17 protein-coding genes are annotated in these 22,529 nt (G+C 61.5%); 8 read left to right on the forward strand and 9 right to left on the reverse strand.

Annotation, left to right across the window (positions count from 1 at the left end):
- The first annotated feature begins 22 nt into the window (after positions 1-22).
- From ACVXZ4_RS09730 to ACVXZ4_RS09745, 4 genes are all read left to right on the forward strand, one after another.
- Positions 23-1,021, forward strand: coding sequence for a zinc-dependent alcohol dehydrogenase family protein (locus ACVXZ4_RS09730; RefSeq protein WP_461794656.1), 999 nt, complete (start codon positions 23-25; stop codon positions 1,019-1,021).
- 110 nt (positions 1,022-1,131) lie between these two features.
- The gene (locus ACVXZ4_RS09735; protein WP_461794657.1) at positions 1,132-2,523 is read left to right on the forward strand and encodes an NAD-dependent succinate-semialdehyde dehydrogenase; all 1,392 of its coding nucleotides are present in this window, start codon (positions 1,132-1,134) and stop codon (positions 2,521-2,523) included.
- 47 nt (positions 2,524-2,570) lie between these two features.
- Positions 2,571-3,329 carry an HAD family hydrolase gene (locus ACVXZ4_RS09740; protein ID WP_461794658.1) on the forward strand — a complete coding sequence of 253 codons (759 nt, stop codon included), beginning with the start codon at positions 2,571-2,573 and terminating at the stop codon, positions 3,327-3,329.
- Complete coding sequence (locus ACVXZ4_RS09745) at positions 3,326-5,701, forward strand: glycoside hydrolase family 65 protein (RefSeq protein ID WP_461794659.1); 2,376 nt, start codon at positions 3,326-3,328, stop codon at positions 5,699-5,701. Before ACVXZ4_RS09740 ends, ACVXZ4_RS09745 begins: the two co-directional genes overlap by 4 nt.
- Here the strand turns inward: ACVXZ4_RS09745 and ACVXZ4_RS09750 are convergent.
- A complete protein-coding gene (locus ACVXZ4_RS09750; RefSeq protein WP_461794660.1) occupies positions 5,683-6,108 on the reverse strand; it encodes a PRC-barrel domain-containing protein in 426 nt (141 codons plus the stop codon). The two genes, ACVXZ4_RS09745 and ACVXZ4_RS09750, sit on opposite strands and share 19 nt — an antisense overlap.
- A gap of 249 nt (positions 6,109-6,357) precedes the next feature.
- Here ACVXZ4_RS09750 and ACVXZ4_RS09755 point away from each other — a divergent pair, with 249 nt between their 5' ends.
- Positions 6,358-8,862 (forward strand): plasma-membrane proton-efflux P-type ATPase, encoded by a 2,505-nt coding sequence (locus tag ACVXZ4_RS09755; RefSeq protein ID WP_461794661.1) that lies wholly within the window; start codon positions 6,358-6,360, stop codon positions 8,860-8,862.
- On the opposite strand, the gene ACVXZ4_RS09760 is transcribed toward ACVXZ4_RS09755, so the two are convergent.
- From ACVXZ4_RS09760 to ACVXZ4_RS09770, 3 genes are all read right to left on the reverse strand, one after another.
- Entirely contained in the window at positions 8,843-10,438 is a 1,596-nt protein-coding gene (locus ACVXZ4_RS09760) for a bifunctional aspartate transaminase/aspartate 4-decarboxylase (RefSeq protein WP_461794662.1), read from the reverse strand. The two genes, ACVXZ4_RS09755 and ACVXZ4_RS09760, sit on opposite strands and share 20 nt — an antisense overlap.
- Positions 10,439-10,460: 22 nt before the next feature.
- Positions 10,461-12,170 carry an aspartate-alanine antiporter gene (aspT, locus tag ACVXZ4_RS09765; protein WP_461794663.1) on the reverse strand — a complete coding sequence of 570 codons (1,710 nt, stop codon included), beginning with the start codon at positions 12,168-12,170 and terminating at the stop codon, positions 10,461-10,463.
- Between the two features lie 88 nt (positions 12,171-12,258).
- On the reverse strand, positions 12,259-13,125 hold the full coding sequence (locus ACVXZ4_RS09770) for a slipin family protein (RefSeq protein ID WP_461794664.1): 867 nt from the start codon (positions 13,123-13,125) through the stop codon (positions 12,259-12,261).
- 359 nt (positions 13,126-13,484) lie between these two features.
- Here ACVXZ4_RS09770 and ACVXZ4_RS09775 point away from each other — a divergent pair, with 359 nt between their 5' ends.
- Complete coding sequence (locus ACVXZ4_RS09775; RefSeq protein ID WP_461794665.1) at positions 13,485-14,462, forward strand: malate dehydrogenase; 978 nt, start codon at positions 13,485-13,487, stop codon at positions 14,460-14,462.
- Between the two features lie 86 nt (positions 14,463-14,548).
- Here the strand turns inward: ACVXZ4_RS09775 and ACVXZ4_RS09780 are convergent, their stop codons facing one another.
- On the reverse strand, positions 14,549-14,848 hold the full coding sequence (locus ACVXZ4_RS09780; protein WP_461794666.1) for a hypothetical protein: 300 nt from the start codon (positions 14,846-14,848) through the stop codon (positions 14,549-14,551).
- A gap of 642 nt (positions 14,849-15,490) precedes the next feature.
- Entirely contained in the window at positions 15,491-15,772 is a 282-nt protein-coding gene (locus tag ACVXZ4_RS09785) for a hypothetical protein (RefSeq protein ID WP_461794667.1), read from the reverse strand.
- A 334-nt stretch (positions 15,773-16,106) separates the two neighbouring features.
- Between ACVXZ4_RS09785 and ACVXZ4_RS09790 the strand changes: the two genes are divergently transcribed.
- Both ACVXZ4_RS09790 and ACVXZ4_RS09795 read left to right on the forward strand, forming a co-directional pair.
- Positions 16,107-16,793 carry a GAF and ANTAR domain-containing protein gene (locus ACVXZ4_RS09790; protein ID WP_461794668.1) on the forward strand — a complete coding sequence of 229 codons (687 nt, stop codon included), beginning with the start codon at positions 16,107-16,109 and terminating at the stop codon, positions 16,791-16,793.
- A 28-nt stretch (positions 16,794-16,821) separates the two neighbouring features.
- Positions 16,822-17,559: a GAF and ANTAR domain-containing protein gene (locus tag ACVXZ4_RS09795; protein WP_461794669.1), complete on the forward strand. Its 738-nt coding sequence runs from the start codon at positions 16,822-16,824 to the stop codon at positions 17,557-17,559.
- 394 nt (positions 17,560-17,953) lie between these two features.
- Here ACVXZ4_RS09795 and ACVXZ4_RS09800 read toward each other — a convergent pair whose 3' ends face one another.
- The 3 genes from ACVXZ4_RS09800 to ACVXZ4_RS09810 form a co-directional block, all read right to left on the reverse strand.
- Positions 17,954-19,318: a M20/M25/M40 family metallo-hydrolase gene (locus ACVXZ4_RS09800; protein WP_461794670.1), complete on the reverse strand. Its 1,365-nt coding sequence runs from the start codon at positions 19,316-19,318 to the stop codon at positions 17,954-17,956.
- The gene (locus tag ACVXZ4_RS09805; RefSeq protein WP_461794671.1) at positions 19,319-20,728 is read right to left on the reverse strand and encodes an APC family permease; all 1,410 of its coding nucleotides are present in this window, start codon (positions 20,726-20,728) and stop codon (positions 19,319-19,321) included.
- Positions 20,729-20,798: 70 nt separating this feature from the next.
- On the reverse strand, positions 20,799-22,310 hold the full coding sequence (locus ACVXZ4_RS09810; RefSeq protein ID WP_461794672.1) for an APC family permease: 1,512 nt from the start codon (positions 22,308-22,310) through the stop codon (positions 20,799-20,801).
- Positions 22,311-22,529: the final 219 nt, after the last annotated feature.

Consider the following 22,529-nt stretch of genomic DNA (forward strand, 5'->3'; position numbering starts at 1 on the left):
GGGCGATGGCGAAGGAGAACCGATGACCGACATGCACGCATGGCGCTCGAACCGAGGCGACACATCCATCGAGCTCGGCCGGGTAGACAGACCGACTCCCGCACCGGACGATGTACTGCTCAGGGTGATCGCGTGCGGCGTGTGCCGCACCGACCTTCACGTGGTCGACGGCGAGTTGCCGGTGCACCGTGACCGGGTCATCCCGGGACATCAGGTGGTGGGGCAGGTGACGGCGGTCGGGTCGGCGGTGCACACCCTGGCCCCGGGCGATCTCGTCGGTGCGGCTTGGCTTCGCAGCACGTGTGGCTTGTGCGAGTGGTGCAGATCCGGGCGGGAGAATCTCTGCCCCGAGTCCACGTACACCGGCTGGGATTCCGATGGCGGCTACGCGGAGTACCTCGCGATTCCTGCCGCTTTCGCCTACTTGCTCCCCGCAGGCACCGACCCCATCACCACCGCACCTTTGCTCTGTGCCGGGATCATCGGCTACCGTGCGCTTCAACGTGCGGACCTTCCCCCGGGAGGCAATCTTGGCCTGTACGGATTCGGCTCCAGTGCCCACCTCACGGCGCAGATCGCGAAGGCAGCCGGAGCGCGGATCTCAGCCGTCACGCGGGGTGCGGCGAACCAGGAGCTCGCGCGTTCGCTCGGCGTCGACTTCGTCGGGGCACAGGATGCGGTTCCCGACGAACCGCTGGACGCCGCGATCATCTTCGCGCCCGCCGGCCCGATCGTTCCCCAGGCCCTTGCCGCCACCAAGCGCGGTGGCACCGTCGTGATCGCCGGTATCCACCTGTTCGATATCCCCGCTATGAATTACGAACGGAACCTGTTCTACGAGCGCGATCTGCGAACGGTGACGGCGAACACGAGGGCGGATGGGGAGGCCTTCCTGCGGATCGCCCACAACCTCGCGCTCGCGCCCGAGGTCACCGTCTACCCCTTCGCCAGGGTCGATGTCGCGCTCGACGACCTCCGAGCCGGCCGGGCATCGGGCTCGCTCGTGATCTCGTGTTCCTGACACCCAGCTGAGTAGCGCCGCACCTGAGGGCCCAAAGTCCCTGGTCGCGTCCAACAGCGATGGGAGGCTCGAAGACGACGCAGCGCCGCTGCAGAAAATGGTCTTTCGACATGACGTACCAGACGATTAATCCCTACACCAACGAAGTGCTCGCATCGTTCCCGGATGCGACGCTTCAAGAGGTCGACGCCGCCATAGCGGCCGCCCACAGTGCGTTCCTCACGTGGAGGGAGACCCCGTTTTCGACCAGGACCGCCGTACTCGCCAGGGCAGCCGAGTTGCTGCGCGCCGACCGCCGCCGCTATGCGGAGCTGCTGACCCTGGAGATGGGAAAGGTGATCGGTGAGGCGGAGGCCGAGGTCGACCTGTCGGCAGACATCCTGCAGTACTACGCCGAACATGGCGAGTCGCTACTCCAAACGGTCACGGTACCCGTGGCTCTCGCCGCGGAGGGTGAGGTCGAGATCGTGAGTCAACCGCTCGGTGTACTTCTCAGCGTCGAGCCGTGGAACTTTCCGTATTACCAGGTGGTTCGCGTAGCTGGCCCGCAGTTGCTTGCCGGCAACACGATCCTGCTCAAACACGCCAGCAACGTGCCGCAGGCGGCCGCGATGTTCGACGATCTCTTCGAGCGTGCGGGTCTTCCTGCCGGCGCGTTCAAGAACCTCTATCTCCCGCACAACCTCACCGAACACGTGATCGATGACCCCCGCGTTCGCGGCGTCGCACTCACCGGCAGCGAAGAGGCGGGAGCGATCATCGCCGCCTACGCCGCCAAAGCGGTGAAGAAGAGCACCCTCGAGCTCGGTGGTTCGGATGCCTTCGTGGTACTGCGCGATGCAGACATCGACAAAACAGTGCAGTGGGCCGTGTTCGGTCGCCACTGGAATGCCGGGCAGGTCTGCGTCTCCGCGAAGCGACTGATCGTGGTCGACGAGGTCTTCGACGAGTTCATGGAGAAGTACCGTGCCGGCGTCACAGCCCTGAAGATGGGGGATCCCATGGATCCGGACACGACTCTCGCCCCGCTCTCGTCCCAGGGAGCCGCGGACAAGCTGGCCGTTCAGGTCGAGAAGGCCATCGCCGGAGGCGCCACCGCCGAGACTCTGGGAGAGAAGGTGCCCGCAACTGGCGCATTCTTCCAGCCGACGATCCTCACCGGAATGACCAACGCGAACCCGTCCTACTACGAGGAGTTCTTCGGCCCGGTCTCCATCATCATCAACGTGAAGGACGAGGCAGAGGCAATCTCCGTCGCCAACGACTCGCCGTTCGGCCTCGGCGGATCCGTGTTCACCACGGACACCGTGAACGGGGAGAAGGTGGCCCGCAAGATCGAGACCGGAATGGTCTACGTGAACCACCCGACGATGGTCAAGGCCGATATCCCGTTCGGCGGAGTGAAGCATTCCGGCTACGGTCACGAGTTGACCAACCTGGGTATCCAGGAATTCATCAACAAGAAGGTCATCGACGTCGTCGACATCAACGCCGGGTTCTGATCCGGGCCAGGGGAGTGCAGATGGACGGTGCAGTTTCAGTGGGCCGGGTGGCCGACCTCGGGTCGATCGGCCTTGCAGGCGATATCGGCGGGTGCCTCTTCGATCTTGATGGGGTGGTGACGCAGACGGCGTCAGTTCACGCGGCCGCCTGGAAGGAGACCTTCGACGCCTTTCTGCGCGAGCGATCCCGCAGCGACGGTGTGCGTTTCGCGCCGTTCGACGCGCACGGTGACTACGACCGTTACGTTGATGGCAAACCACGGGAACAAGGCATCCGCTCCTTCCTCGCATCGCGAGCGATCGTTTTGCCCGATGGACAGCTCGGCGAGGACCCCGGCGCACAGACCGTACGAGCGCTGGGTGCCCGAAAAAATGAGCTTCTGCAGCGGCGCCTGCGCGAGCATGGCGTGACGGTCTACCCGGGATCGGTGAAGTATCTGCACGCCGTCCGCAGTCTGGGAATCCCGTGCGCCGTCGTATCGTCGAGCACCAACTGCACCCTTGTGCTGCAGGCCGCGGGTATCACTAGTCTGTTCGCGCTCGAGGTCGATGGCGTAACGTCTCGGCGGGAGAATCTCCCGGGGAAGCCCGCGCCAGACACCTTTCTGTTCGCCGCACGATCACTCGGGGTGAGCCCGAAGCACTGCGTGGTTTTCGAGGACGCGATCGCCGGGGTGGAAGCAGGCCGTGCCGGGCGTTTCGGCCAAGTGGTCGGGGTAGACAGGGTGGGGCAAGCAGAGGCGTTGCGCGCCCACGGTGCCTCGATCGTGGTGACCGACCTTGCCGAGCTACTGGTCTCACAGTGATCAACCACCCGGATTTCACGCCAGAGCCGTGGAGCCTGAGCGCGGATGCCCTGGATCTGGGCGTGCTGGCCCAGCTCGAATCGATCTTCGCCCTGTCGAACGGCTATCTCGGGTGGCGCGGCAATCTCGACGAGGGGGAGCCGCACGGGCTACCGGGCTCGTACCTCAATGGCGTATTCGAGACGCATCCGCTCCCGTATGCCGAGGCGGGATTCGGCTATCCGGAGTCCGGGCAGAGTGTCGTCAATGTGACGAACGGCAAGCTGATCCGACTGTCGGTCGACGGGGAGCCGTTCGATGTGCGCTCCGGCATCCTCTACGCTCACCGGATGACTCTGGACTTTCGTACCGGCGAGTTGCGTCGCCAAGCGGAGTGGGCGTCTCCGGCGGGTCGAGCGATCCGGATCACATCGTCACGAATCATCTCGTTCAGCCAGCGTTCGGTCGCCGCGGTGAACTACGAGGTCGAGGTTCTGGGAGGTGCCGCTCGGGTGGTGCTGCAGTCGGAGTTGGTCGCTAACGAGCCCCTGCCTTCTTCAGAGTCCGATCCGCGTGGTTACTGGGGCTTGACCGATGTGCTGACCGGTGTCTCCGATCGCTGCGAAGGGCTGCGGGTGGCCTTGACTCACCGAACTCGTCGCAGCGGGTTGACCGTCGCTGCCACGATGGATCATGAGGTGTTCGGGCCAGAGGGCATCGAGGTGAGTTGCGAGAGCTCAGCAAACCTGGGGCGGGTGAACATCGCGGCGAGCCTCGTTCCTGGACAAAAGCTCCGGCTGCTCAAAGTAGTGGCTTTCGCCTGGTCTGGAACCCGCTCCCTCCCCGCGGTGCAGGCCGAAGCGGACGCTGCGCTGACGGGCGCGGTATCCACGGGCTGGATCGGGCTCCTTGCCGAGCAATGCAACTATCTCGACGATTTCTGGCAACACTGCGACGTCGAGATCGGGGGCGATATTCGCATGCAGCAGGCGGCACGTTTCGCGCTCTTCCACGTTCTGCAGGCAGGCGCACGGGCCGAGGAAGTCGCCATCCCCGCGAAGGGGCTGACCGGCCCGGGGTATGACGGGCATGTCTTCTGGGACATGGAGAGCTACGTGCTGGGTGCTCTGACCTACCTCGCACCGGACGCAGCCGCGCATGCCTTGCGATGGCGCCACGGAACGCTGCCTGCAGCGATCATCCGCGCTCGGCTACTGGGCCTTCGCGGCGCGTCCTTTCCCTGGCGCACCATCCACGGAGAGGAATGCTCCGGGTATTGGCCGGCAGGAGTAGCCGCATTCCATGTCAATGCCGACATCGCCGACGCTGTGCTGCGCTACATGAATGCGACCGGCGATACCCCCTTCGAGCGAGCCGTGGGAGTTGACCTTCTCGTTCACACCGCGCGGCTGTGGGCCTCGCTGGGCTACTTCGACGGATCCGGCGCGTTTCGTATCGACGGTGTCACCGGGCCTGACGAATACAGTGCGGTTGCGGACAACAATGTGTATACCAACCTGATGGCCCAAAGAAACCTGACGGCGGCGGTCGATGCGGTCGGCCGCCATCAGGATCTTGCCGATAGCCTGGAAATCACCGCGGACGAGTTGGAAACGTGGGCTCGAGCGGCAGGGCAGATGTTCATTCCGTACGACGCCCAATTGGGCGTGCATCCTCAGTCCGAGGGATTCACCCGACACGAGAAGTGGGACTTCGAGCACACCGGCGCGGATCAGTATCCGCTGCTGTTGCACTTTCCCTATTTCGACCTGTATCGCAAGCAGGTGGTCAAACAGGCCGATCTCGTCTTTGCGATGCATGTTCGATCGGACGCATTCACTGCCGATCAGAAGGTGCGGAATTTCGAGTACTACGAGGCCATCACGGTGCGGGACTCGTCGCTGTCGTCGAGTGTGCAATCGATATTAGCCGCGGAGGTGGGTCAGCTGGACCTCGCGTACGACTACCTCGCCGAGTCAGCATTTTTAGACCTGGATGACACGGAACACAATACCCGCGATGGGCTGCACATCGCCGCACTCGCCGGTATCTGGAGTGCACTCGTGGCGGGCTATGGAGGCATGCGCCACGATGAGATCGGGCTGGCCTTCTCGCCACGCCTGCCTCGCGGGATTACCTGCATGAATTTCGGTGTGCGCATAGCGGGGGGCACCCTCCGCGTCGAGGTGACACCCGACAACGCGACCTACCGTCGCACCGGGGGTGCTCCGCTTCGAATTCGCCATTTCGGCACGCCGCTGGAGGTATCGGTCCGCACGCCGGTGACGCTGCCCGTGCCACTGGTCTCGAACGCGGGCGAGCGTCCGGTACAGCCGGCCCACCGTGCTCCCGAACATGAAACGGGAAGGCCGTTTCAGTCGCCGACGGCGTAGTGGGGAAACGACGAGTCAATGTAGCCAAGTCCCCAGAACGGCAGTATCCCGTAGTGCCCGTAGACGTCCTCGAAGAACTCCGGTTCGACCAGGACGGGGTCGTAGTGTGGCGCCGCAGTGACGGTGGCGCCGGTCTGGTCGATGTGCACTTCGTCCGCGTCGATCGAGACAATCGCATCGACTGGGATGAGCGATTTCTGCTCTCCAAGCCCGAGAAAACCCCCGGTTTCAACCTCGAGCATGCGCACTTTGCGTTCCTTGTCATCGACAAGCAGGGCATCGATCTTGCCGAGCTTTCGGCCGTCCTTGTCGATGACCTGCCGCCCCCGCACATCTGCGGTCTCGTCGGCGACTGTTTCGCCGACGTCGCCGAGTTTGACAAGCTTTCCGTAGTCGTTAGTCGTCATCTCGTCTCCAGGGTTCTCGCGCGAATGAACTGCCGCCGAGGACTAGAGCAACATGGCGAACCTACGTCTACCGGCAGTGAGCTGTCAATGAGCATCGCGAGGCTGCGCCGCGTTGACAAAGACCCCGGCACCTACGTACCGTTGACAGCTGCTCCGGTCCATGGCGGCGGATCCCATCCGCGCCGACAAAGGACCTTCAGTGACTCAACGAATCCAGTATCGGCGGGGCCTGCGAAACACGGCCGCACGATGAAGGGCAGCGAGCCCCAAGGCGTCAACCCGCACGCGGACACGAAGTCGACCGGCACCGATCTCAAGTCGATGCCCCTTGCCGAGGTTGAGGCGAAACTCTCCTCGTCTGCCGAGGGAATCGGCCAGGACGACGCCGCCGCGCGGTTGATTAAATACGGGCCGAACGAGATCGCAGAGAAGAAGACCAACCAGCTCCTCAAGTTCCTCGGCTATTTCTGGGGCCCGATTCCCTGGATGATCGAAGCGGCGGTGGTACTCTCCGCGGTACTCGCGCACTGGCCGGACTTCTTCATCATCCTGGTGCTGTTGATGGCGAACGCTGTCGTCGGGTTCACCGAAGAACGGCAGGCCGGCAATGCGGTCGCGGCCCTGAAAGCGCAGTTGGCAATCGCTGCGACCGCCAAACGCGACGGAGTGTGGGCCGAACATCCCGCCCGCGAGCTTGTGCCCGGGGACGTGATCCGGGTGCGACTCGGGGACATCGTGCCTGCCGATGTGCGCCTATTTGCCGGGGATCCGGTCGAGATCGATCAATCGGCATTGACCGGCGAATCCCTCCCGGTGACCGTGAATTCGGGCGACGCAGCCTATTCGGGGTCGATCATCCGTCAGGGTGAGACCGACGGGCTGGTGTATGCGACCGGGTCGAACACGTATTTCGGAGCGACCGCCCGGCTCGTGCAGAAAGCCCATACTGTCAGCCACTTCCAGCGCGCCGTGTTGAGGATTGGCAATTTTCTCATTGTCCTCGCCGTCGTCTTGGTCGCCGCGATCGCCGTCGTCGCAATACTCCGAGGTGATTCGATTCTCGAGACCATCCAGTTCGCGCTGGTGCTGCTCGTAGCGGCGATCCCCGTCGCGATGCCCACCGTGCTGTCTGTGACTATGGCGGTGGGTGCCCGGGCGCTCGCGAAGAAGAAAGCGATCGTGACGCGCCTGTCGGCGATCGAAGAACTCGCCGGCGTAGACATCCTCTGCTCGGACAAGACCGGCACCCTCACCCAGAACAAGCTCACCCTTGGCGACCCCTTCACTGTGGAGGGAGTCGAGGCCGACCAAGTCATTCTCTTCGCCGCGATGGCGTCTCGAGCCGAGGATAAAGACACGATCGACCGTGCGGTGATCGGTGGGGTCTCGGCAGATCAGAAACTCTCGGACTTCACGATCACCGAATTCCAACCCTTCGACCCGGTGCACAAACGCACCGAGGCGACGGTCACGACAGTCGACGGCGCGTGCTTCACCGTCTCCAAAGGCGCCCCCCAGGTGATTCTGGCGATGTGCGACCAGGACAAGACCATCAGACCGGCGGTCGAGGAGGCAGTGGCGGCATTCGCCGCGCGGGGATTCCGTTCGCTCGGTGTCGCCCGCAAAGAGCAGGACGGGCAGTGGGAGTTTCAGGGGGTGCTGCCTCTGTTCGATCCTCCGCGTGACGATGCCGAGGCGACCATCGCTGAGGCCCTGCGAATGGGCGTCGCCGTCAAAATGGTTACCGGCGATCAGTTGGCGATCGCCCGGGAGACCGCGAAGAAGCTCGGGATGGGCGAGAAAATCCTCGATGCGTCCAGTCTCGGGGACGCTGATCGGCACGAGAGCGCGGAGGTCGCCGCCTCGATCGAGAGAGCGGATGGTTTCGCCCAGGTATTTCCTGAGCATAAGTACCACATCGTCAACGTGCTCCAGAAACGCGGTCACATCGTCGGGATGACCGGTGACGGGGTAAACGACGCCCCCGCCCTCAAGGAGGCGGATTGCGGCATCGCGGTGTCCGGCGCAACCGATGCTGCGCGAGCCGCAGCGGCGATCGTGCTGACCACCCCTGGACTGTCGGTGATCATCGAAGCGATCAAGGAGAGTCGCAGGATCTTCCAGCGGATGAACAGTTACGCGATCTACCGCATCGCCGAAACGCTGCGAGTGCTGCTGTTCATGACCGCGGCCATCCTGATCTTCAACTTCTACCCGCTTACCGCGATCATGATCGTCATCCTCGCGTTGCTGAACGATGGCGCGATCCTCTCGATCGCCTATGACAACGTGCGCTTCAAGAACTCACCCGAGAAGTGGAACATGCGTCTCGTCCTCTCAATCTCCACAGTGCTGGGAATCGTCGGAATGATCGCCGCGTTCGCCCTGTTTTTTCTCGGAGAGAAGGTGTTCAACCTGACCGGGCCCCAGCTGCAGACGATGATGTATCTCAAACTGTCCGTCGCGGGGCACCTCACCATCTTCCTCACCCGCACCCGTGGTCCGTTCTGGTCTCAACGGCCGGCCCGCATCCTGGTGATCGCTGTCTTTGGCACGCAGGCGATCGCGACCTGCTTCGCCCTGTTCGGCGTCTTCATGACTGCGCTTCCATGGGGTTGGGTCGCCTTCGTGTGGGTATACGCGGTGGCGTGGGCCCTGATCAACGACCGTATCAAGCTGCTTGCATATCGCATCTTCGACCCGAGACCGCGGTCTGCCGAAGCCAGCGGCCTGTCTACGGAGAAGCGTGGGTGAAAGCGTCGTGGTATTCATCCACGATGCGACGGGTCGCCGCACCGATGGCGCGATATTCGTGGTCGGTGAGGTTGGCGAGGGAGACTCGGGCAGAGGTATCGACCACCTCGAAACCCTTACCGGGTAGAAGCACCACGCCGGTCTCGTCTGCGAGGCGGAAAAGAAACTCAGTGCCGAGGTCTTGCCTGATGAACCAGGCTTCGAAATCGGCGCCGTAGAGCTGTCCGCCCAGCTCCTGCAAGTCGATCAGACTGTAGTAGTTCACATCGCTAGCCTCGAACTCTGCCGTGACCCCCATGCTGCGGTACAGCGTCTGGTAGCGCTGGCGGATCAGCTGCTTGGCGGCGGCCTTGTACTGGCCCAGTCGATCCATCAGCCCGTTCAAGGCGAAGAGAGCCATCTGCAACTGCTGCGGTGTCGATAGTCCCGCGGTGTGATTCAGAGCCACAGCGCGGCTGTCGGCTACCAGGCGATCGAGGAATGCGAGCTCGTCCGGTTTGGCAGTCAACGAGGCGTATCGGGTGCGCAATCGATTCTTTTCGCTATCGGGCTGAGCTCTGAGTAGGTCATCGACGACGTTCCTGGAATGCAGGGCGATGGCACCCAGCCGCCAGCCGGTAGCTCCGAAGAATTTGGAGAACGAATAGACAAGCATGGTGTTGCGCGGTAACACAGCGAAGAGTGAGACGAAGTCATCGGCGAAAGTGCCATAGACGTCATCCGTCACGATCATGAGATCCGGGCGCTGGGTCGTCACCAGCTCGGTGAGTTGATCGAGCACGGCGGTGGAGAGCTTCGACGACGGCGGATTGCTCGGGTTGACCACACAGAACACCGTGATGGCGGGGTCGAGGAGCTTGTCGATCTCGCTCTGGGGCAACTGCCAGTCGGCAGTTCTATCCATCCGGATATCCACCCGTTCCAGTCCGTATTCCGCGAGAACGGGGATCTCAAGGTAGGGCGAGAAGATAGGTGTCGCGATTGCGATCTTCTGCCCCGGGTGGATGAGTCCATTCACCGAGAGACTGTGGAAGATATAGGCCATCGCAGCCGTTCCGCCCTCGGTCGCGAACAGTGAGAAGTCACCGTCTGACGGGATCGGCCCGAACATCTCGTGCACGAGGTAGGCCTTGACGATCTCCTCCACGTGACGGAGCATCCGAGGCGGTGTCGGGTAGGTGCAACCGAGGAAGGCACCGACCATCTCGAACAGGAACTCGTCGCCGTCCAGGCCGAGCTGGTCTTTGACGTAAGAAAGCGCCGACCTCAGAAAGGTGATGCCCTGGCTGTGATCCTGATGGGCGGCAAAGGCCTCGAAGCGTTGCACGATTCCTTCCTGCTCGGGCAGTCCGCCGAAACCACTGTCGAGGTAGGAGTAGGACCGCTCGGATTCCCTCATGGAGAACGCCCCCAGTGTGAGAAATGCCCAGCGGGGGAGAGTGGCAAGGAAGTTGGGATTGCCACGCCCCGCATTGAGCATCAGTCGCTGCGCATCCGATGATGCGACCGAGATGAGTTTGTCCTTCAACTCGAAGGGGCTGAGATTGGTGAAGCTGGAGTAATCCTGTGTGGACATTGCGCTTCCTTTCCGGGCTTGGTTACGCGGAGGCATTTTTGGTGATGATCCCGACGATTACAGGACCCCACAGAGTGAGGAATACGTTGGCAACGGCATAGGTGATGGTGAAGGAGACCACCGGGGTGGAATTTCCCGCTTTCGCCAGGAGCGCGGCGAATGCCGGGTTCGAACTCCGACCCCCGGCCACGCACGCGAGGGCTTCGATCGGGTTGCGGATACGAAGCACGTAGTAGGAGAAGAAGAACGTCAGGATCGGTGGAATCAGGGTGACTCCGACCCCGAGCAGGAACAACGTGATTCCGTGCTGTTGGATTGCCACGAGTGCCTGCGGTCCGGCAGTGATCCCCACTATTCCCACGAAGGCTGCGAGCCCGAAGTCGCGCAAAAAGTTGGATGCTCCGATGGGCAGGGCCGCGTACCGCGGATGCACGCTGCGCAACCATCCGAACAACAGGCCCGATAGGAGACATCCAACGCCGCTTCCGAGGGAGATCGGCACACCCCACAGTGTGAACGTGATCAAACCGATCAGCAGGCCGATCGTCATCCCGATTCCGAAGAAGACAAAGTCCGCCACAGCGGCGGCGCGGATCTTGTAGCCGAGTTTGGACTGCACCCGATCGAGGTCCGTGGGGCGGCCCACGAAGTGGAGCTCATCTCCCCGGTCAAAGGTGAGCTTGTCGAGCAGGGGCAGGTCGATTCCCATTCGCTTGGCGTTCGTCAGGTACACGCCATGGCGAGTGTCTACGTTGACGTGCTGGTGGATCTCGCTGAGCGGTCGGGAAGTCAGTGCCTTGTTGGTGAGAATGATCTCGCGGGACTCCTCCACCAAACGGAACCCGACAGGCGCTGGCACTTCCTCGCCGAGAAGCGTCCCGCCCGAAATCATTGCCTCGGGAGTTCCCGAGAGCACCACGGTGTCTCCAGCGCGCACCACTGTTTTTTCGGTGAGGGAGAGGGTTTCTCCAGATCTCACGATGGCCTCGACTGCGGCGTCAGAGAGAGCAGCGTCCAGTTCAAGTGCGGTCTTCCCGCTCGAGCCTTTGCCCTCCTGAATAGTGAAGAAACGTGTCACCACCGTGCGCACAGCGTCGAACTCACCGGGGTCGAGTTCGGCATGGCCCCCAGACATCTTTTCCGCGAGCTTTACCGCCTCGGCGCGCACGTTCCACCGCTTAATCGCGGGGAGAAACCAGGTCACCAGAAGGATTGGTCCGAGGGATCCGAAGACATACGTGACGGCGTAGCCGACGGCGACATTGGTCTGCATGGTCTTGGTGACACCGGCCGACAGCCCGAGGTGCTGGATCGCAGTTCCCGCCGTGCCGAGAATGGCGGACTGGGTCAGCCCCCCGCTCGCAAGACCGGCGGCCAGCCCTCGATCCAGGCCGAAGATCCACGCACCGACCAGAACAGTGATCAGCCCCACCACGGTCATCACCAAGGCGGACGCGAGTTGGTTGAGGGAGCGGCGGTTCAGAGCATGGAAAAACTGCGGTCCACCCTGGAATCCCACCGCGTAGATGAACAGGGCGAAAAAGATCGTTTTGATACCGGGGTCGATGGTGACTCCGATCTGACCGATGACCACACCGATCAAAAGCGTGCCGGCGATACCCCCGAGTACGAAACTCCCGATGCGGATCTTTCCGATGAGGTAGCCCAAGGCGATAGTGATGAACAGCGCAAGAAGAGGTTGCGCTTTGAATAGCTCGTTGAGAATACCCATCAGATGTCCTTCTCGGTCTCTCGCGTTACTCGGACGTCATCGAGCCGCGTTTCGGGCGCCGCAACGAGGAGAGGGTGGGAAGCGATAGTCATTGGAGTTCCTTCGTTTCTGCTGCGGGTGGGGGAGTCTGTTGCGTGGGAGTCGATTGCGCCGGTGTGGACAGCAATGGTGTGGGCAACGCGGCCGCGCCAGCGGCTTCGCGGGCCAGGAATGAGCCCAGCTCGCTGATGGTCGACATCAACGGGGCAGGGAAGACGACGGTGGTGTTCTTGTCGACTCCCAACTCGATCAACGTCTGCAGATTTCGCAGTTGTAGCGCGAGCGGATGAGCCATCATCGTGTCGGATGCGTCCCCGAGTGCGGCGGCCGCCATGGACTCACCCTCCGCGGCGATGATCTTCGCGCGCTTCTCTCGCTCGGCCTCCGCCTGTTTGGCCATCGCGCGCTTCATACTGTCGGGCAGCTGGATGTCCTTGAGTTCGACGAGCGTAACCTCCACGCCCCAATCGAGCGTCGTTACGTCCAGGATCTTACGGATGTCAGCATTAATGACATCCGTTTCGGCGAGCATCTCGTCGAGAGTGTGCTGGCCGACAACCTTTCGCAGGGTGGTCTGGGCGATCTGGTCGATTGCCGAGTACACGTTTTCGATTGCCACGACCGATTTGACCGCATCGACTACGCGAAAATAGGCGACCGCGGAGATGTCCACGCTCACGTTGTCTTTCGTGATGATGCCCTGCGACTGGATCGGCATCGTGATGATGCGCAAAGACACCTTGGTCAACCGATCAGCTATGGGAATGATCACGCGGAGTCCGGGTCCCTTGGTTCCGATCACTCGACCAAACCGGAACTGTACGCCCATCTCGTACTGCGTCACGATGTGCAGCGCCAACGGCACCACGATCAACACCAGCACGACGATCACACCGCCGATGACATAGGCCGTCATGGCTCGGGAACCGCCTCGGCGGGAGCCTGAGCCTCTCGAAACCAACTGAGATAGATCGGCTCGGTGGCCGGCTGGCATTCGTGGGTCGTCACGACGGGGGGCTGTGAAGCTCGGACTGTCGGACTGTCGGTGGCGTCGAAGGAATGCATTGTTACTCCTGGGTGGGTCGTGGATGGACCGTCACCGAAGGTCTTGAGCAACAGGAACAGCTAATCCGAGCAAGTGAAGCAAGCACAGGGTCTTTGGTCCCGATCTGGCCCCGGGTCAGTAGCGAGATAGAACGCCCCTCAGCGGTTCACCATTCATCCAGTCGCCTGAGGGATGGCGAACCATCGACGTACCCGGCGTACTGTCGAACTGTGAAAATCACGGTGACCGGCGCAGCCGGACAGATCGGCTATGCCCTCCTCTTCCGCATCGCGTCCGGCGCGATGCTCGGCCCGGAGGTGCCGGTCAAACTGCGACTGCTCGAGGTGCCGCAGGCGATGCGCGCAGCGGAGGGGATCGCGATGGAGCTGGACGATTGCGCCTTCCCGCTGCTCACGTCGGTCGACATCTCGGATGACGCAACTCACGCCTTCGACGGCAGCAGCGTCGCGCTGCTTGTCGGCTCCCGACCGCGCACGGCGGGCATGGAACGCGGCGACCTCCTGGCGGCCAACGGCGGAATCTTCGGGCCGCAGGGGCGGGCGATCAACGATGCGGCGGCGGACGACATCCGCGTGCTCGTGGTCGGCAACCCGGCCAACACCAACGCCTTGATTGCGGCCGCACACGCCCCGGATGTACCGTCCTCGAGATTCACCGCGATGACCCGACTCGACCACAACCGGGCACTGTCACAGCTCGCGCGTCACCTCGATGCTCCCGTCTCCTCGCTCTCTCGTGTTGCCATCTGGGGCAATCATTCGGCCACGCAGTATCCGGATCTCAGCCACGCGCTTCGCTCCGGTGATCCCGTCACGGTGGATCAGGGCTGGGTCGAGAACGAGTTCATCCCCACGGTGGCCCAGCGCGGAGCGGCGATCATCGATGCTCGCGGTTCCTCCTCTGCCGCATCCGCGGCTAACGCCGCCATCGACCACATGCGCGACTGGATTCACGGCACGACGGCGGGGGAGTGGACCTCTGCTGGCATCGTCTCGGACGGCTCATACGACGTTCCGGCTGGGCTGGTCTGCTCGTTCCCCGTAACCTCATCGGGCAAGGACTGGCAGGTTGTTCCCGCACTTTCGATCGACGCGTTCTCACGGTCGCGCATCGATGCGTCGGTTGCGGAGCTGCTCGAGGAGCGCTCTGCTGTCGCGGCACTCGAGCTGCTGCCGGCGCACGGCTAGCTGCCCCGGTCCCCTGAACGTCTGAGGGTCACGCCTGGCGACCTGAGGCCGGGGCGAGGCGGTCTCGAATCGCGACGATATCCAACCTACGACTCGCCGCCCACGGCCGGTTCGCCAACGAACTGGTGGGCCTCGCTGGCGATCTCGGGCCAGTCCTCGATGTCGCTGATACTCACCCAGGTGCCATGCGCCGGGGAGTTCCCGGCCGCGTTCACAGCCATTCCCCGTTCGATCAGATCTCTCGCGCGTTCCGGAGGCAGGTCCACAACCAGCAGTCGATCGGCTCGAAACGCGAAGAGGCGACCTCGCACGAGCAGGCTGTCGCCGATCGCGGTCACGTCGTCATCGGCATCGGTTTGCAATACCTGACTGAGTTCGTCGAACACCGTTGAGGGATCTAGCGACATCACATCTCCGATCGTCGATGTCCAGCTGGGGCCGAGAGAGATCGTGACCAGCACTCAGAAGCCAGACGTTGCCAAAAAGTCTAGCCAGCCCTGGCTAGCCCGAAAAGAAGCCAGGTACGAATTCCCGCTCCTATTGCCGCCGGGCACCCTGGCGACAACCAAGAAAGGCCCCGAACCCGAGGGGTTCAGAGCCTTCTTGTGTCCCGAGGCAGGACTGCTGTGGGTGGTTCGGAGAATACAAAAGGCCTGATCAGGAGGATTGAATTTCGAGCGGTGGAAAAGTCATTCCACCGAGAAACCTCGAAAATTCCAGCAGTACGCCTGCGTCCCAATGAATACGGGGTCCGGCAGCGCAATCGACCGAGCATTCGAGTTCTGCGAGCGTGAGGGACTCGGAACCAAAATTGACGAGCTCACGCCGGCGGGAACGATGATGCGAGGACGTGATGGATCCGAGCCGCCGCTGCCGCACTGATTGCTCCGGGCCGCCCAATGTGGCTGGTTGCTTTCCTTGACCATGCGACGAAGGGTCGCCCGACCCTGTGCACGCTGCGGTACCTCTGCCACTATTCAAGGGTGCCTTCAGTGAAACCCAGCCAGACCCCACGTGGGCAACGCTAGCTAACCAACTTTCCCGCTGGAGACGCTCCTGCCGCCACACTTCTGCTCGATAGCCTGCACGTTGTGCCTCAGTCCGAAATTCGAACCGGACTTCAAACCCGAATCGACGAATTGCTCATTCAGGAGACCATAGTCGGGCCAGCGATGGTAACCCGCAATTCCTTGGCTCGTGCTCATGATCGTGCCAGCGAGCTCGTTCGTGGAGGCGTGTTTGACCACCCACCGTCCTTCGCCCGCGTCGACAAGGTGAAATATTTCGGCGTACTTCACTGGCCTGGTCATGTCGCTCTCTTTTCCTCACCCGAGTTGAGAAGCGTGGCCTCGGCAACGTCATGAAATATTCCTTCCATGACAATCCTCCAGCCGCACTGTGGCATTGCCGGGGATCAGAGCAACAACCCCAACCTAAGCGCCGAGGGCGGGTGAAAGAGGGTCCTAAGTCCCAAAACACGGGCGCACTGACCTATCTCGTGCGGACCGGCCAGGACCGGTTGTGTGTGAGCGTGCGATAGCGTTGCAGCACTGTCCCGGCCCCTGGTAGTGCCACTGCGAGAGGTCACAATGTTTTCCTGTTCACTACCCCGGCCCATGCCAGCGGCTCTCCGCGACGGTGGTGATGGCTGATATGGGCGCAGAACCTGACGTGGGCAAAGATCCGGCGAAGCTGGATTTGTGTCAGCCGTTCCTCGATGACCTCCCCATCTCGGGAGCCTCGGTTACGGTGATCAGTTCCTCGGGTATTCAAGTGGCGTTGTGTGCCAGCGATGCGGTGGCCGCTCGCCTGGATGAGTTGCAGTTCGAGTTGGGCGAGGGACCCCAGTGGGTTGTCACCGAGACCGGCACCGTTGTGCTGCTATCTGACATCGCCGCGGCACCTCATGATCGATGGCCGATATTTACCGCATCGATAAGCCAGCTGAATGTGGGGGCAATTTTTTCCATCCCCATTCGGATGGGAGCGGTCACTGTTGGGGCGGCCACGTTGTACCGCGACACGGCCGGTGTGCTGGATGAGGACGATCAATCGACCGCTCTGGCTATCGCATCCGCGATTGCAAGCACCGCCGTGCAACGGGCGATGACCTTAGCCACCGACGACGCGGTTTCCGAGTCGGTGGCGGTACCGGCGCTGCGCCGGGAAGTGCATCAAGCCACAGGCATGATCATGGTCCACCTGGACAGCACCGCCACCATCGCTTACTCACGGTTGCAGGGCTACGCTTTCGCTCAAGGACGCACTGTCCTCTCGGTCGCACGCGACGTGGTCGCCCGCAATATCACATTTGATAATTTGCCCCTCTAAATCAGTCATAAAGCAGGAGACGATCAGGATGACAGCCGATAGCAGAGAAGTTCAGCTCAGTGCTGCGTTCGTGAAACTCGCCGACACGCTCGTCACTGACTTTGATGTCGTCGACCTCCTCCACTGGTTGGTCGAAGAGTGCACTCGCATCCTGGATACCGAAGCCGGAGGACTTCTCCTCGTCGACGCCGTCGGTGTGTTGCAACTCATCGCCTCCACCAGCGAAGAAGCGCAACTTGTCGAAGTGCTCCAACTCGCCGCCGGCGAAGGGCCGTGCCTTGATTGCTTCCGCACCGGTATCGCGGTCACGGTCGGCGACATACAGGTCAATGCTGAAAAGTGGCCCGAGTTCAGTGCCGAGGCTGTGAAACAGGGATTCCTGTCCGTGCACGCAACACCGCTGCGGCTTCGCGGTCAGACCATCGGCACGATGAACCTCTTCAGCACCCATGCCGGAGAACTTGCCCCAGCCGACATCGCTGTGGCCCAAGCGTTAGCGGATGTTGCCACCATCGGCATTCTTCAAGAGCGCACCATCAAAAGCTCCACCATCATCACCGCGCAACTTCAACACGCCCTCGATTCTCGAATACTGATCGAACAAGCCAAAGGAGTCCTCGCCGCCACCTCCGGAATGAGCATGAACGACGCTTTCATCGCAATTCGCGCGTACGCCAGAAACCACAACCTCACCCTCGCGAATGTCGCGAACGGGTTGATCACACGCACTTTGGACGTCACCGCCGCCGCCATCGTCATCAAATGAAATATGACCGCTTCGCATGCGTCAGGCAGAGCCGACGCGCTGTTCCTATCTTGTCTTCGCAACGGTTGAGGATCTAGTTCAGTCCTTCCCGCCTCCTCCCCGAATCAGCCGCTCAAACCAAGGTGCTGCGCCGTTAGGCGAGCACCTCTCTGAGTGAGCGCGGGTAGCGGAACATGCTCCGTTGGATCTCGGACACGCAGCTGTCCCATTTCTGTGCTCGGTTTACTCGGCTCGTAGGACTTGTTGCCTCAACGCATCAGCTCGTAGCACCGAGCTAACTCCGACGAGAGGATGTCCAATTCGTATTCCGCCGTCTGAGCGCGGCCGGTGGGAGTTGAGCCTTTCCGGATGCCGTGTAATCGCGCTCCACCAGACGTCCCCCTTGTCGGCACGGTCATACCTTCTCGGCACCGAAGTTGCGCATGAAGAGAGCTTCGGTGAGTGCGGTGTTCTCGATCTCCGCGGGAGAGACGCTTTCGTTCGGGACATGGATGAGGCTTCGCGGTTCTTCCACACCGTAGAGCATGATCTCCGCGTCTGGGAAGGTTGCCTGGAAGACGTTGCAGAGAGGGATTGATCCGCCCTGGCCGGTGGTGGTGATGGGTCGGCCATAGGACTCTTCCATGGCGGCCTTCATGGCGTCGAAAGCTGGGCCGGCGAGCGAGCCGATGAAAGGTTCACCCACGTTGATTTTCTCGATGTGGGATCTGAGGTGCCACGGCACGCGCTTTTGCAGGTGGGATATGAGCGCGTTTTGGGCATCGTGTGCATTGATTAGGGGTGGCACACGCAGGGAGATACGCGCGCGCGCGGAGGGCTGGATTGCGTTGACCGAGCCGTCGACGGCCGGTACGTCGATACCCAATATTGTCGCAGCGAGGCGGGACCAGAGCATGTCGGCGACGCTCCCGCTGCCGATCAGCTCTACACCGTCAAGTACTTTCGCATCCTTTCGAAACTGTCCGGCGGGATACTCCGCTCCTCGCCAGAGGTGCGTGTCGTCCAGGCCGTCGATTGTGGTGTTTCCCTTTTTGTCGTGAAGCGTGGCGAGCACTTGGATGAGGCCGACAAGTGCATCCGGTGCCGCCCCTCCGAACATGCCGGAATGCATGGGGCCGGTGAGCGCAGTGAGGGTGATGTCTACTGAGGTCATTCCCCGTAGCGAGGTGGTGAGTGTGGGGTGTCCGACTGCTTCGTTACCGACGTCGACGACGCAGATCGCGTCGGCCCGCAGAAGCTCGGCGTGTTTCGGCACGAATGCTTCTAGGCCCCCGGTGCCTTGTTCTTCAGAGCCCTCCGCGACGAATTTGACGCCCACCGGGAATGACCCGTCCAGGGCTTGAAGGGCGCGAAGAGCAGTCAGATGGGCCACGATGTTGCCCTTGGAATCGGCGGTGCCTCGCCCGTACCAACGACCGTCGTCGCCGTCGGTGAGCTGCCACACCGGCGTGCGCCACTTGTCCTCCCCGAGAGGTGGCTGTACGTCGTAGTGGCAATACAGCAGAACGGTCGGGGCCCCCTTCGGCCCCGGAGAGTGTCCGGTGACACAATCACTCCCGTCGGATGTCGTATGACGGGTCATCTCCTGCATACCGGCCTCGCTGAATTTCTTCACGATCCAATCGGCTGCTTTGTGGCATTCGGAGATCGGCTCCTGGGCCGGGTTATCGACCGACCGGAACGCGACGAGATCGGTCAGATCTGATTTGCACTGCGGCATGAGAGCTGCAACCTGGTCTCTGAGCGTGCTGATCGTCATTTAACTGCTCCTGTCATGAAACCAACGGTGTGGATGAAGAGGGTGGAGCAGCGCCTGGGCTAGAGGAGTCTCCGTGTGGTGGAAGGCCTTTCGAATATCGGCAAGCACCTCATCGGGGAACCTACTTGCGCGATTCAGGCGTGCGCGATGGTGCTGGACGAGATAGACCGCAAGTCCGAGGGCCAGGCAAATGGTCGCCGCGGCGAGGTCGACAACGCTGTAATAAGTCAATTGCCAGACGCACGCCCCGACCGCGAAGAGCGGGATCGTCACGCCTCCCGGGATGCGGAAACCAGTGCCGGGGAATTTCCTTCGAGCCAATACCACCGCAGCGATATTCATGATCAACAACGCCGCAAGCACCGTGATGCTTCCGATCACGATGATGGTCAGGATGCTGGTGAAGCTGATGAGGAACAGGGTCACTATCCCGATCAGGACGACGCTCATCCATGGGAAACCGCCTCTGGTAGTTTTGCCGAGAAACTTGGGTACATCCTGTTGTGCGACGAGGCGGAGCATGTTCTCGCTGCCTCCCATGAGCATCGCGTTAGCGCCGGAAAGGGTCGATAGGCATGCCGCGAACGCGATGACTTTCCCACCCCACCCACCCATCAGCACGTCGGCAGCCTGGCCGACGCCTGCTGAACCGAAATGCAAAATGCCGCTGTCGAGCATTCCTATTCCGACTAAGACGTATAGCCCGAGGGATATGAGCACTGCGGATATCACTGCGACCGGGACGGTTCTAGTCGGGTTTCGCACCCTGGGCGCCATGCTGGTGACGACGTTGAATCCGCTATAGGCGGTAAATAGCAAAGCTGTGGTGGCAAATATTGGACCGCTGCCGTGGGAGGCGAACGGTAGGAAATGCACCGGCTTGAAGGCAGCGACGCCATATCCGATGAAGATGAGCAATAAACCAACCTTGATTGAGACGATCCAGGTCTCGGCTCGCCCGACCCACACTGCGGGGCCCAAGTTGAGGACAACGAGGACAACGATGGATCCGATGCCGGCCTCCAGAGCGCCTATTCCACCGACGAAATAGGTGTGCAGGTAGCTCCCGAACGCGTCGGCGAGGAACGCGATGCCGAACACGGCATTCAGATAGAAGCCCCACATGACTAGAAAGCGCCATGGCCGACCTAACAGATCAGCGACCGGCCCATATCCCGAATCACCAACTTTCGCACGGGCGGCGACGGCGACGAAACCTATTGACGAGAGCAGCACGATAATTCCTGCGATGGCGTAACTTACTAGCGCCCCCGGGCCTGCCTTGTTGATTGCGGTGCCGGAGAGGACGAAGACGCCACCTCCGACCATCGCCCCGACCGCGAAGGCCAGGACGGGGATCAACCCGATCTTCTTCTGTCGAGCAACGCTCAGGCCCGTTTCGGTGGTCACCGGACACATTCCGCTAATGCCGCCCGCGACGTCGCTCCGCCGGAATGTATCTCCGCAGTGCTCAAGATTGTCATTTGGCGGCGAGACGGTCGGTGGTGGAATCGAACCCCTCATTTCCCGTGCTTGATTCGACCGTCTTCCACTCTGGTTTGCGGATTTTTAGAAGCAGAAGCGGGACCCCGGGGCCCACGAGTCCAACCCCTGCCGCGATGATCACCACGTACACCAGCGGGTTGGCGTTGGAGAACTGTGACGGAGGGATGAATCCCATCAGAAACGCCAGGACTGTGGCCACAGATCCCATGGCACACATGAAACTCAATGCCGGGACCACGAAGCCCCGCGGGCGCTGTGGTTGACTCCGACGCAGCTTGACCACGGCGGCGAACATCAGCACATACATGATCAGATAGATCTGGGTGGTCATCACTTCAAAGATCCAGTAGGCGTTCGAAACAACCGGAAGGAACGCATACAGCAGGGCGATTATCGAGGTCACTACGCCCTGCCAGATCATGATGTTCATCTGCATGCCGCGCTTGTTCAGCTTCTGGAAATAGGGCGGCAGATAGCCTTGTTCACGCCCAATCATCAGTAACCCGGTCGAAGGCCCCGCGAGAAACGCGATCATCCCACCGAGCATGGCCGCAATGATCGCGATAGCGACGACCGGCACGAGCACGGTTACTCCGAACTGGCCGAAAAACTGTCCGAAATAGGAGCTGAATGCTTGCATCACTCCGGCGGTGAGGCTCGTAGTGCCTGCGGGGACGATCCAGGAGACAGCTAACGCGGAGAGGATGAATATCGCCAAGACGATTCCGATCGACAGGAACATCACCTTCGGGAATTCCCGTCTGGGATCCTTGAGGCGAGACACATGAACGGCATTCACCTCCATGCCTGTGTATGACAAGAAATTATTGACGATCAACACGAAACTGGCGATTCCCGCCCACGCAGGAAGAACGTTCTGGACGTGCATCGGTGCCGCCGAATGGTGCCCTTCTGACAGAAACAGCACACCGAGTACGACCAGCACGATCCCGGGGATGATGGTCCCGATGATGGCGCCGCCACTGGACACCCAGGACACCGCCTTCATCCCACGGCCGGAGACGAGGACGGCAGCCCAGTAGACGACGATGATAACGATGGCCGTATAAAGACCGTTGCTCGCCAAGCTCGGGTTGATCACATACGCGAACGTGCTCGCCACATACGCGAGTATTGCCGGGTAGTAGAAAATCGTCATCGCGTATTGGCACCAGACCGCCAGCAAACCCAGTTTCGGCCCGAACGCCTCCGTCACCCATCGGTAGATGCCACCCGGCCATGCCGAGGCCAACTCTGCGGCAACGAGGGTTTGCGGCACGAGAAACACGATCGCCGGTACCACATATAGAAAGATCGACCCGAGTCCGTACACCGCCATGGTGGGTGCAGCACGCAGGCTCGCGACGATCGCAATGATCATGAAGGTAAAGGTCTGCCAACTGATGAAGTGGCGCTTTGCCACGACTGCAATTGGTTGAGCCGCGTCCGACGATGGCGGGGAAAAGGCGGGGACTTTTGCAGACATTGGCTGCTCCTTGTTCGGCGTGAAAAGGGCCGCCGCCGAAGTCTGGAGCAACAATCCAATTTAGGTCGCCGGTCGAGCTGCGAAACAGGGACTTTAGTCCCGCGACTGGAAACCAGCAAGAAGTGCAACACGATCATGGACGAAGGCGAGACCACCACCTCCAAACACGTGTTCCTGCTCGAAATTTCGGCTCGTACTCGTCTGGGGCGGCCCGTGTTC

It is taken from the genome of Lacisediminihabitans sp. FW035, from assembly GCF_054880895.1.